The sequence below is a fragment of the Pelovirga sp. genome (assembly GCF_059864205.1).
Map to the genome: position 1 here is coordinate 1 of NZ_JCBCBS010000117.1, position 11,880 is coordinate 11,880.

Here is an 11,880-nt window from a genome sequence, read left to right on the forward strand (position 1 = left end):
CATGTAAGCTCAACATCACAGGGTCTTGACGGTCTCATGATTGAAATGGAAACTGGCGAGCTTGAAATATCACAAACCACAATATTCGAAGATAAGTGCTCTGAAAACCCGAGAGAGACTTTTAACCAAAAGGTGATCCCCGCCTTTTTGGATCGCCATGGAAATAAACGAAGTGCAGAATTAATTGCGTCTGCTGCATCTTTGATCAAGTTGTGTGGCATTGATGACATGGCGGCTATGAGAGCCGCTGAACGTGTTCTAGATATTAACTCAACTTTCGCACCGCCCCAAGCGGCGTAACAGATTGATATAACGTTGATATTTTAAAAGATACAAGCCGGAAGTAGCATCGGCCTTCGTAATAAGCCCGGCATCTGTTTAATAAATGCGTCCAGGGCCTGCGCGATCGGCGCTGCAATTTTATCGCCGAACCCCTTAATCAACTGCTGCAATGAGGTCAACAGCAAGGTAACGGCTTCAGCAAAACTGGTTTGCCGCAACTCATCGCACCCGGCATAGAACAGGCTGCCCAGCGTTCTTGGATCTTTTGCCGAACGTCTGGCCAATTCCAGCATGACATAACGGGCAAACACAATCGTTGTATGAGCAACCAGCGCATCGTAGCGACGGCTCTGGAACTCTTTGGCCAAGCGCAAATAGCTCTTTGATATCTTGAAGAACACCTCGATGTCCCAGCGGCGTTTATAGAGTTTGACGATCTCTTCGTCGGTGAGCTTCAGATCGGTGGACAAAAGCGCCAGCCACTTTTTCTTGGCGCCCCGTGCCCGGACGAAAACTATCTTGGCCATAACGGTCTCATTGTTGCTGTTCGTCCCCAGCTCAACTTCCGCCGATGCGAGGATTTTCGCCCGCCCACGACGCTTGAAAACGCTTTTGTACAGCTCATCCAAGGTCAGACCGTAACCATTATAGCCATATTTGGTCTTTGCCGATTTGAGCATGCAGATGATCTGCTGCTTCATCTCAAGAAGGCCGATGATTGTCGCAGGAAACGCAAACCAGCTGTCAAACAGCAGGTAATCGGCCCGGATGCCGCTATCGCAGGCTTGCTTCACCAGATCCTTGAGAACATCGGGCGCCTTACGCAGGCTTTCAGCACGGCGTTTAAACCCGTTGGTTCGCTTGTCGATCTCAGCTGCTTCCGCCAATCGGTTTTTCTTCTGGCTGGAGCTGAGCAGGCTGAAAGAAACCGGCAAGAAGCTTGAACCGTCCGACCAGCCCAGAGTCAACAGCCGAAAACCGCGATAGTAACGATGATCATTGTGGTCATGGACACGCGCCAGCAGTTCAACGTTTTTGCTCCGGTTGCGGTTGTAGAGCGAGTCATCAACAATGAAGACCTTGGGCGTCTCAATGGACGTCAACGGCAGAATCGTCTTGTTGAGAACAGCGGCGCAGAGCAAATGCAGAAACTTGCGCCAGTTAGCGTTGACCGAATTGAGAAAACGGTAAACGGTGTCTTTACCGATCTCGCTTCCGGCGGCATCGGCTTGAAGATAGCGGAAGAGATTCTTGCCAGTAAAAACCAGGCTGAAGATCATCCGCATCACCACCACCGGTGCAATGCCGCACTGTTTGAGCATATTGCTTTGCTTCAGTAATAGTGCGATGCGCTGATTATCAAAGAACGACGTAATTTGATTCTGACATGAAACAGTTTCTGCTATAATCTTGTCCAAAGCATCATCTCCTTGTTAGTGACAGGTTGTTTGGCGATAACCTATCTTACTACAGTTGATGATGCTTTTGTTCAATTATTTCGATATGTTAAGAAAATTTTCCTCCTGCGAAAGTTGAGTAATAAACTTCTCAGGCTATGTGCTTTAATTGTTTTTGGAGGAGGATTAACTCTCGGCTGCGCGACTATGGAAGTCAAGCCCACGGCTTTTAGAACTCCAACACAGTACCAAAACCATTACGAACATTCTGGTTTTACTATAGCTTTTTTACCAATCCTTAATGAAGAAGAATCACGCAAAAATTTTAACGTGGATTTTGGTCGAACAGATGTAATACCTGTCCGAGTCATAGTACAAAATAGGGGTAATAGAGAAATAATGATCGACGCTAAGCAGGTTTTTGGAACAACCTCAGAGGGAGATTTCTATCAAAGCTACGATTTGGATCAATCAACTAGAATCATAAGACGGTCAGAAATCGGTGCGGGAATGGCGACTGGTGCAGCTGTCGGTGCTTTAGCTGGTGCAGCTATCGGAGCAGGTGTAGGAGCTGCAGTTGGTCATGCGTCTGGAGGAAGCGGTCATGCTAGTCGTGGTGCCGAATCAGGTGCTATTATGGGGGGAACAGCTGGTGCCGTTGGTGGTGTCACAGCAGGTGCGGATGCAATTGATCAGCAGGTTCGACGAGAGATGCGTCGTGCAGACTGGGGGACACAAGTGATATATCCGGGTGAAATGAAGACAGGTTTTATTTTCTTCCCTAGGGTTGAGTTCAGGGAGATCGCGTTTAGTATTTACGATTTAATAGAGCGTAAGCCAATCTCAGCAGCTGTACCTTTTCAAAATAGACAGTGATTCAGAATTTTAAAAACCTAGATTCCGATCCGAGGCTCCTGGGGTCGGACCTGGTTAAGTTTATAATATTGCGTGGAAAACATCGAAAAACAGTGCTTTAGATTGCCTTGGAAACACCATTTTGCCGATAAAATCACAGCTGGAAGGGGGGAATGCCGCGTGCAATTTGATCTTTTCTGCATGGACACGTAGGGCACATTACACAAGAACGATTTCGATTCCGATAGCGATTTCGATTTGGATAGATGCTGGGTGTTGCCCGCTGACTTACGAAACAGATGCATCTCTGGATGGGCACTATGCGTCAGTGAGCGGAACAATTAAAAAGGTGGGGAATAAGTTGTTTGATTGCAAGACTTGACCCCGGAGTTGCGTAAAGGTAACAGATTCGGCGGCACATAAGAGCAGGTTTGGCGAAATTTAGCAAAAAAAAGATTGAATATTTGTTTCCACCGTGTTACCTGTATCGCCCTCGGAGCGTAGCGCAGCCTGGTAGCGCGCCTGGTTTGGGACCAGGATGTCGGAGGTTCGAATCCTCTCGCTCCGACCATTAAAAAATACGTCGACCATCTGGTCGGCGTTTTTTTTATAAAATCAAGAGGTAACTATTCAGCACTATCCTTGCGCAGGGTCGGGGCTCCTGTGGCAAGGGTGTTTGTCGCCATGGACGGCGACAACAAGCGGTCAGGGATGACCCAACGGGAAACAATCGCGTCCCTTGACATAGGAGCCCCGATCCGGTGCTGAACAGTTACATCAAGAGAGGATTCGAAGCGTAGCGAGCGCCAATAAAAACAGCGCAAGGCACAACCCAAAAACCTGGATTGTGCCTTGCGTTTAACAGTTATAAGTGTGGAGCAACCTTAAGATCAACCCGTCGACATGCCCGTAACCCGTTCTTCCATGAGACGGAAGAGACCGTCATAGCCCTGGCGGCGGATGATTTCACCATAACTGGCGCGGTAGTTCATGATCAGGCTGACGCCATCAATAACGATATCAAAGACCCGCCAGTTCTGCTGTTCGTAAACCATGCGGTACTGCACCGGCAGTTCAAGTTCATCAGCGACAACCAGGGTATCAACGATGGCGCGATCATCTTTAACACGCTGCTGCAGATACCTGACGGTTCCACCGCTATAATCATCTATCCGATTCAGGTAAGTATCCTCCAGAATCCGGGTAAACAAATAGACAAAATGCTCACGCTGTTCCTGGGTGGCATCATTCCAGTAGGTACCGAGGGTGCGCTGCGACATGGAATCGATACTCAGGAATCTCTGGGCGCGGCCCCTGACCCGTTCTTTTTTTTCACTCAGACTCATCTCGGGGTGATCGAGAATCTCCAGGATTGAGTTGACCATCGACTCAACAGAATTAAGCGGATCCGGCTGAGCATGAACCGGTGCCGCCATGACAAGCAGTAGGGTAAAAATTATCCAGTTTTTTATCTTTGCCATAAGTTAAACCATTCCAAGGGGTTAAAAATTTCACCGTCAAAAATCGGCGCCTGCAAGATATTGAGATTATAAACCGGATCACCAATTTGTGCCAGTCGCCGTTGGGCGTAAGCTGTGCGGATAAACAAATACGGGTCGATGGCATCACGCTTTATCCCCTCATAGGTATCACGATCGAGGGACAGACGATTGGTAGAATCCACTACCCGGATGAGAATGATATCTTCCGTGGCGAGCCCGGCATAGCGGACAGGACCCGCAAAAGAATCAACAAAGGTACCGGTTCCATCGCGCAAACTGGATGGCCCGACGACGGGCAATACCAGATAAAATCCATGGCCGAAACCGTACTTCCCGAGGGTCTGGCCAAAATCCGCAGGAACCCGACGAACCTCTGCCACACTGGTTGCCGGATCAAACAATCCCCCAACGCCGATGGTGCTATTGACGATAAAGCGATAGGTTTCTGTGCCGACATTAGTCAAGTTGAGCTGCAACAAGGCGTTGGCGACACGTATCGGAGTAGACACATTGTTGAAAAAATTACTCACGGAAACCCGTGCCGGACGCGGAACGATCGCTCCATAACCACGGGCTACAGGCTTGAACAGATAAAAATAAAGCTTGTCATTAACCCAGAACACGCCCCGGTTAACAGACTCAAAGGGGTCAGCAATCAGCTTGACAGGAGCATCCCAGTCATCAAAGTCCGCATCCCAGTCATCATCAAAACCCTTGCCGGGTTCGGCGTTAGAAAAATCGTCGTCAGTCTGACTGGCTGGGTAATTTGTCGGGGCGGCTGCTGCGCGGTCGAGGTTTGACTGCGAAGGCGCTGTTTTAGTCGCAGCGCAACCGCCCAAGCTAAAAGTGCCAATAACGATCAGCAGTAGCAAACGTGTCAACATGCTCCCCTCCGGGTTGCGCTTCTTTTTTCTGCGACAAAAAGGCCGGGAGCCAGCCGGCGGTTAGCCAAATGCAACTGTAATACATTGTAGTTGTTGCTGTTGAGGGTCGAAAAGAAGCAAGCAACGGCAGCCGCCTCGTCTTCACCTCCAGGGTGCCCGGGATAAACCACGACAGCCATCCTACCACCCCCGACCAGCCCTCCAAGGGCCTGCCCCAGGGCCGCGAGGGTCGTATCGGATCGGGTGATCAGTTGCTGGTCACCTCCAGGCAAATACCCCAGGTTGGCAATAATTGCTGTTGCTGCCCTGGGTACCGCTTCAGCATAGCGGCTATGGCAGCAGTTAAGGAGATCAACGCCTGATTGGGCCGGCAGGGGCACGCTGCTATGATCCATCATCCGCACCCTGGCACCGGCAGCAAGCAAGCGTTGTTGCGTTTGCTCCAGCGCCACCCGCTGCACATCAAAAGCGACGACCTGACCTTTTTCACCGACCATCCGCCACAGGGCCAGAGTATCCTGGCCGCGCCCGGCGGTGAGGTCAACAGCAAGATCGCCGGGGCCAACAACCTCGGCAAGGAGGTCATGGCTCCAGGGGATCATCCGGCTCAAACTGCCATACTGGCATGCAGTTTGTTTCATCAACAGGGCGGCCTCCACATCTCAGGCAAGCTGACGGGCAACTAGTATGCCGGCAAAAGCAGCCGCGAGACACAAGGTTACATTGAACAGGACATTGGCACCTGCCGACCAGTAACTCCCCTCTTCCAGCAACACCAGGGTCTGATAGGAGAAGGTCGAAAAGGTGGTAAAGCCGCCCAGAAAGCCGACCGTCAAACCCAGACGTATATCCGGGGAAACGGGAAACTGGCGCACCCCCATGGTAAGCAGTAGCCCGAGCAGAAACGACCCCGACACATTGACAATCAAGGTTCCGTAAGGGAAGTTGCGCCCGGCCAGTTGCTGAACCCAGAGAGTCAGCAGATAACGCAAGACACAACCGAACCCACCAAACAGTCCGATGTAAAAAACCTTCATAAGCAAACATCTATTCCGACAGTAGATAAAATTCGCGTCATTATCAATAAGGAAGAAGACCCTGTCAACAAACAGATGGAGCTAACACCTGCCGTCTTCCTCGGTTACCAAGATCATTGACAAAAATCGAGGGATTCCGTAGGTTGCTGGGTAATCCGTTCCTGCTACCCAAGGAGTTCTGCAGTATGGCTCGTTTTCTTAAACTTAGTATCATTTTAACACTTATTGCTTTGCTGGCTGGCTGCAGCAGCTCCCGGCCAACACCGGAACAGAACGCGCAAAAACTATTTCAATCGGCAGAGCGCCTTCATGAACGCGGTTTATGGGAAGACGCCATCGCGGCCTGGGAGCAGGTACGCGATACCTATTTTACTCCTGAGTTGAGCATGCTGGCAGAACTCAAGATTGCCGAGACCTACTATCTGGCCGAACGTTATCCGGAAGCAGCGACCAGCTACAGCGCATTTCTGCGCCGTTATCCTAATGATTTTCGTACTTCCACAGTGCTCTTTCGCCTCGGTCAAAGCTACTACCGCCAGATCCTTTCGCGTGATCGCGATCAGACCAATACCCGCAACGCCCTGAACACCTTTGAGGATTTTATCCGCAAGTACCCCAACGACCCCAATGTGGCCCAGGCGGCTCAACTGGCTTTGCGCGCCAGAACCCGATTGGCCGACCACGAAGTGTATGTCGGCAGATTTTATCTGCAACGCAAACACTACCAACCGGCGATCCAGCGTCTGGAAAATATCCTTACCCGGTTTCCCGATTACTATTATCGTGACGAAGCCTTCTTTTTTCTTGGCCGCGCCTATCTGGCTGCGGGACAAACGGAAAATGCACGGCAAATTCTTACCCAGCTGGTAGAAGAGTTTCCGACCAGCACCTATTTCGCAAAAGCCAATAAGTTGCTCGATCAAAAAAGCTGACATCGAGGTGTAACTATTCAGCTATTGAGCTGCTGTCCTTCGCACAGGATCGGGGATCTTGTGGCAGGAGTGTTTGTCGCTATGGACGGCGACAACAAGCGGTCAGGGGTGATCCAACGGGAAACAATCGCGTCCTTTGACTTAGGATTCCCGACCCGGTGTTGAGCAGATACGTTGAGGTTATAAATGCTCACTACCCGGCGCTGATAAGCAGCAGGACACATTTTACCAGAAGTGATAATTTAGCACCTCTTGGCCACGTTTTCCCTTGACTTGCCAAACTTCACCAGTATATAAGAAACGCTGTTATTTTAAACCCGGGCGATTGATTCGTTGAAAGGGTTGACAAAACCCCCTTACGTTTTTTTTAATCTTTATATTTTAGCATCTTAGACACCATTTCGTTGATCATAGAGCTGTTTTAACAGCACTTTAACTGGTGCATGTTGCGCCACTGATTCCCGTTACAGGAGGAGAGAGAATGTCCGAGTTCGGAACACTTGAGAGTCGTGTACGCCGCAAGTCCTTGCTCAACAAAGTAAGATCCGCAGAAGACTGTATTGAGTTTTTTACTCCGGGGCAAAACTTGGTCTGGTCCGGGTTTACTCCCGCAGGCTACCCCAAAGCAGTCCCGATTGCTCTGGCTGACTATGTTGAGGCTAACAATCTGCAAGGCAAGTGGAAATTCAATCTTTTCATCGGCGCCTCGGTTGGTGCGGAAACTGAAGATCGCTGGGCAACCCTCGACATGATCGACCGCCGCTGGCCCTACCAGACCGGCAAGAACATCGCCGCCGGCATCAATGCCGGTCGTATCCGCATGGGCGACAAACACCTTGGTCACTTTGCCCAGGATATCAGTTATGGCTTCTATACCGAAAACGGCCGCTACGACATCGGCATTTTCGAAGTTTCTGCGATTACCGAAGACGGTGGCCTGGCACTGACCAGCTCCTGCGGTATCGTTGCCGAAGCCATTGGCCTGTGCGACAAGATCATTCTCGAAGTCAACACCGGGCAGCCCTCTTTTGAAGGCATTCACGACATTCACATGCAACAGAAACCGCCGCATCGGGCGCCTTTCCTGATTACCGAAGCCCATACCCGCATCGGCTCACCCTATGTCCCTTGCGATACCGAAAAAGTTATCGCGGTGGTTGAATCCAAACGCCGTGACAAAGGTCGTGCTTTTGCCGACATGGACGACACTTCCGAAGCTATCGCTGGACACATCATGGAATTTTTCGCCCACGAAGTGAAACGCGGTCGTCTGCCGGAAAACCTGCTGCCGTTGCAGTCAGGTGTCGGCTCTATTGCCAACGCAGTTGTCGGTGGCCTGGCCAAGGGCCCCTTCTCCAATCTGTCGGTCTACACCGAGGTTCTGCAGGACACCATGCTCGACTTCTTTGACGGCGGCAACCTCAACTTCGCCTCAGCCTGCTCCTTGTCGCTCTCCGAGAGCCCGGGCTTCCCGCGCTTCTTCGACAACTGGGACAAGTACTTCGGCAAGTGTATCCTGCGCCCGCTGTCGATTTCCAATGCCCCAGAGCCGATCCGTCGTCTTGGTGTTATCGCCATGAACACCCCGGTCGAATTCGACATTTACGCACACGCCAACTCCACCCTGGTTGGCGGCACCCGGATGATTAACGGCCTCGGCGGCTCCGGTGACTATCTGCGCAACGGCTTCCTGAAGATCATGCACACCCCGTCGACCCGCCCGAGCAAGACCGATCCATTGGGCATCACCTGCGTTGTGCCCAAAGCACCGCACATCGACCACACCGAACACGACCTCGATGTTCTGGTCACCGAGCAGGGCTTAGCTGATCTGCGCGGCGTCGCTCCGAAAGAGCGCGCCAAACTGATCATCGAGAAGTGCGGTCACCCCGAGTACAAGCCGATTCTCAATGACTATCTGGAAATGGCCTCGAAAGAGTGTCTGGCCAAGGGCATCGGTCACGAACCGCAATTGTTCGACCGCGCTTTCAAGATGCAGCAGAATCTGGCCCAGAATGGCACCATGCGCATCAAAAACTGGGATATCAAAGTGGACCTGTGCGAATAGAATAAATAGATTTAACGCTTTATAATGCGATGACCCCGCTGGATTTAATTCCAGCGGGGTCTTTTTTTAAAGGTATTCAGGACTGCCTTTTTCTATGAGCGAGATAGCTGAAACCAAAGCCACCAACTACAGCTTAACCGCTTGCTCCGTCAGATAGGAAGCGACCCCCTCGCCATTGGCGACCATCCCCTGATCCCCCTTGTTCCAGCCCGCCGGACACACCTCGCCGTACTTTTCATGAAACTGAAGGGCATCCACCATGCGCAGCATCTCGTCAATGTTGCGCCCCAGCGGTAGATCATTCACCACCTGATGACGCACCAACCCTTCGCGGTCAATCAGAAAGGAGCCGCGCAAAGCAACCCCTTCAGGGTCAAGCTCGACATCATAATTACGGCAGATTTCGTGCTTGATATCGGCGACCAGCGGGTATTTAACCGGGCCGATGCCCCCCTCGTTAACCGGGGTATTGCGCCACGCCAGGTGAGTAAACTGGGAGTCGATAGAGCAACCGATGACCTGCACGTTGCGCTTTTCAAATTCATCAATCCGGTGACTGAAAGCGATCAACTCTGTCGGGCAGACGAAGGTAAAATCAAGGGGATAAAAGAACAGGACAATGTATTTGTCCTTATAGTCCGCCAGTGAAAAAGAAGGGTTGATCGTGCCATCGGCCATCACCGCGGGGGCATTGATTTGGGGGGCTTTCTTTCCAACCAGAACACTCATGGGCAAAACTCCTTTTCGTTATTGAGGGGTGAACATTCAGTGAACAACTCCGCTAAGAGATATATTAATCAAACCCGGCAGACATCTTATCAACTTCTCCCTGACAGTCAAGAAATTATGACCATTTCGGTTATTTTTTGCGGCTGCGCGGGTGGCTGCTGTCATAAACACTGGCCAGGTGCGCAAAACTGACATTGGTATAACGCTGGGTTGTTGACAGGGAGACATGCCCCAACAGCTCCTGAATCACCCGCAGGTCAGCCCCGGCATCAAGGAGATGGGTCGCAAAGGAGTGACGCAGCGCATGGGGGGTGACATGTGCCGGCAGGTTCAATTGTTGCAGTCTTTTTTTAAGTTGTCGCTGAATACTGCGCGGGGTCAGCCGCCCTTTTTGATAATTTAGAAATAAAGCCGATTCATCCGGCGTCTGCGGGCGCTTCTCAAGATAGTTCTGCACAGCACAGCACGCCTGCCTCCCGACCGGCAGCAACCGTTCTTTTCTGCCCTTTCCCATCACCCGAACCTGCTGCTGTTGCAGATCGACAGAGTCAAGATCAAGACCGGTCAACTCGCTGATCCGCAAGCCGCAGGAATAGATCAGTTCAAAAATCGCCAGGTCACGGATCAGCATCGGATATTTCGTTGTGGGGGAATCGAGCAGGGTGCCTGCCTGCTCAGCGCTCAATACTTCGGGCAGGTACTGTTGACGTCGTGGCGCGGAAATCGCCGTCACCGGCGACTTATCAATGATTCCCCGACGCACAAGAAAACGGAAAAAGGTCTTTAAGGTCGAAAGCTTGCGCATGACGCTGGTACGCTTGCAGGTCTTCTGCAGCATCGCCAGGTACTGGCGTAACACAAGGACATCAAGACCTGCCAGGGCGACTCGATCGATGGGAGTCAGTCCGCGATCGATCAGAAAGTCACGAAACTGGCGCAGATCGCGCAGATAGGCTGTGATCGTGTGGGGCGACAGATTACGCTCGACCGCAAGGTGTTGATCAAATAGCGAAAGATATTGCTCCATGTTACAGATCCCGACGATGCTCCAGGGCGATTGACGATACCGCTATGCCGTGGCATACTTTGCTTCATTTTAAATTGGTGCTTTTAACACGGCAATAACGCAGACAGTTTATCAACAGCCAGCTTAAATGTGGGGAGAATCCTGTCATCATGAGCCTGTTATATATCATTATTTCTATTTTGCTGCTCATTTTACTGTTTGACCTGCTGGTGGTTCTGCTTACTTACAGTATCTGCTGGTACGAATACGCCAACAGCAACCCGGCACTGATAGAGCACCGCTTCACCCGCAAAAATCTGGCTTTGATTCCGCGCCTGCTTGCGCCGGAGGCTTTTTTCAACTTTATCACCCTGCTCAGTATCCCCTTCGGCCTGTTGCCGCAAACACAACAGCACCTTAAACGCGGCGTTACTCCGACGCTGCTGATCCACGGACTGTTCGTTAATCGCGCCTGCTGGTTCTGGTTTCAGTCACGGCTGAAACGACAGGGCATAGAGAATGTCGTCACCATCAACCTGTCAGCGCTGCATAGTGAAGAGATCCTGACAGAGCTGCTCTCCAAACGGATTGATGAGCTGCGCCACCGGCTTGGCGTCAACAGGGTCAACCTGGTAGGGCATTCCATGGGGGGCATGATCGCCCGCAACTACATTCAACGTCGCGGCGGACAGGACAAGGTCGAGCGCCTGGTCTGCCTGGGCACCCCGCATCACGGCTCCAAACTGACCCCCTTTTCCTTTATGCCGCTGGGCAAACTACTGATCCCGGGCTCCGATTTTTTGACCCGACTGAACGCCGAGCCGGCACCAGCCTCCATCAGGGTCACCAACATCTATACCGCAAAAGACAATATGGTCCTTCCAAACAGTGCCAATCATCTTGACTGGGGTACGGCTGTCCCCCTTGATCAGATGGGGCACACATCGCTGATTTTCCGTTCAGCAGCCATCGCGGCAACAGCAGCGGCCCTCAAAGCAGAATCTTGAGCCATTCTCTGCTCCTGAACAGGGTCTCCCTGCACCCCCTCAAAACTTATCAAGCCGATCAGGTTCAGGCTTGCGGTTCAGGCGTTACTGTACCCCTGGGCGGAATGGCGGCATTCGTGAAACCGGGGCTGCACCTGCAGGCGGGAAGCAACAAACATCTCTTTGCACTGAGGCCTCTTAA

Annotated in this window: 12 protein-coding genes and 1 tRNA gene; 6 read left to right on the top strand and 7 right to left on the bottom strand. The window is 51.6% G+C overall.

All coding sequences use genetic code 11. From position 1 onward, the window contains the following. Positions 1-300, top strand: a 300-nt coding sequence (locus AC6F7T_RS07800) for a hypothetical protein (protein ID WP_500717589.1), incomplete at its 5' end; no start/stop codon positions are given. Between the two features lie 23 nt (positions 301-323). On the opposite strand, the gene AC6F7T_RS07805 is transcribed toward AC6F7T_RS07800, so the two are convergent. Next, positions 324-1,700: an IS4 family transposase gene (locus AC6F7T_RS07805; protein ID WP_500717591.1), complete on the bottom strand. Its 1,377-nt coding sequence runs from the start codon at positions 1,698-1,700 to the stop codon at positions 324-326. Positions 1,701-1,712: 12 nt separating this feature from the next. On the opposite strand from AC6F7T_RS07805, the gene AC6F7T_RS07810 reads away from it, so the two are divergent. Both AC6F7T_RS07810 and AC6F7T_RS07815 read left to right on the top strand, forming a co-directional pair. Then, the gene (locus tag AC6F7T_RS07810) at positions 1,713-2,555 is read left to right on the top strand and encodes a hypothetical protein (protein ID WP_500717592.1); all 843 of its coding nucleotides are present in this window, start codon (positions 1,713-1,715) and stop codon (positions 2,553-2,555) included. Between the two features lie 473 nt (positions 2,556-3,028). After that, a tRNA-Pro gene (locus AC6F7T_RS07815) sits at positions 3,029-3,105 on the top strand. 319 nt (positions 3,106-3,424) lie between these two features. Here the strand turns inward: AC6F7T_RS07815 and AC6F7T_RS07820 are convergent. The 4 genes from AC6F7T_RS07820 to crcB are packed head-to-tail and all read right to left on the bottom strand — an operon-like array spanning position 3,425 to position 5,957. Next, positions 3,425-4,015, bottom strand: coding sequence for an ABC transporter substrate-binding protein (locus AC6F7T_RS07820; RefSeq protein ID WP_500717594.1), 591 nt, complete (start codon positions 4,013-4,015; stop codon positions 3,425-3,427). Further along, positions 4,003-4,920: an MlaA family lipoprotein gene (locus AC6F7T_RS07825; RefSeq protein WP_500717596.1), complete on the bottom strand. Its 918-nt coding sequence runs from the start codon at positions 4,918-4,920 to the stop codon at positions 4,003-4,005. The genes AC6F7T_RS07820 and AC6F7T_RS07825 overlap by 13 nt, the downstream gene beginning before the upstream one ends. Then, complete coding sequence (gene mnmM, locus AC6F7T_RS07830) at positions 4,914-5,561, bottom strand: tRNA 5-(aminomethyl)-2-thiouridylate-methyltransferase MnmM (RefSeq protein WP_500717598.1); 648 nt, start codon at positions 5,559-5,561, stop codon at positions 4,914-4,916. The genes AC6F7T_RS07825 and mnmM overlap by 7 nt, the downstream gene beginning before the upstream one ends. Before the next feature lie 21 nt (positions 5,562-5,582). Continuing rightward, on the bottom strand, positions 5,583-5,957 hold the full coding sequence (gene crcB, locus AC6F7T_RS07835; protein WP_500717600.1) for a fluoride efflux transporter CrcB: 375 nt from the start codon (positions 5,955-5,957) through the stop codon (positions 5,583-5,585). 185 nt (positions 5,958-6,142) lie between these two features. On the opposite strand from crcB, the gene AC6F7T_RS07840 reads away from it, so the two are divergent. After that, positions 6,143-6,889 carry an outer membrane protein assembly factor BamD gene (locus AC6F7T_RS07840; RefSeq protein WP_500717602.1) on the top strand — a complete coding sequence of 249 codons (747 nt, stop codon included), beginning with the start codon at positions 6,143-6,145 and terminating at the stop codon, positions 6,887-6,889. 481 nt (positions 6,890-7,370) lie between these two features. Next, positions 7,371-8,957, top strand: a complete 1,587-nt coding sequence (gene scpC, locus AC6F7T_RS07845; protein ID WP_500717603.1) for a succinyl-CoA:acetate CoA-transferase ScpC — start codon at positions 7,371-7,373, stop codon at positions 8,955-8,957. Positions 8,958-9,083: 126 nt separating this feature from the next. On the opposite strand, the gene AC6F7T_RS07850 is transcribed toward scpC, so the two are convergent. Together AC6F7T_RS07850 and xerC are read right to left on the bottom strand one after the other, a co-directional pair. Further along, positions 9,084-9,686, bottom strand: a complete 603-nt coding sequence (locus AC6F7T_RS07850) for a redoxin domain-containing protein (RefSeq protein ID WP_500717605.1) — start codon at positions 9,684-9,686, stop codon at positions 9,084-9,086. Positions 9,687-9,816: 130 nt separating this feature from the next. After that, complete coding sequence (xerC, locus tag AC6F7T_RS07855) at positions 9,817-10,713, bottom strand: tyrosine recombinase XerC (protein WP_500717606.1); 897 nt, start codon at positions 10,711-10,713, stop codon at positions 9,817-9,819. A 149-nt stretch (positions 10,714-10,862) separates the two neighbouring features. Here xerC and AC6F7T_RS07860 point away from each other — a divergent pair, with 149 nt between their 5' ends. Further along, positions 10,863-11,699, top strand: coding sequence for an alpha/beta fold hydrolase (locus AC6F7T_RS07860; protein WP_500717608.1), 837 nt, complete (start codon positions 10,863-10,865; stop codon positions 11,697-11,699). Positions 11,700-11,880: the final 181 nt, after the last annotated feature.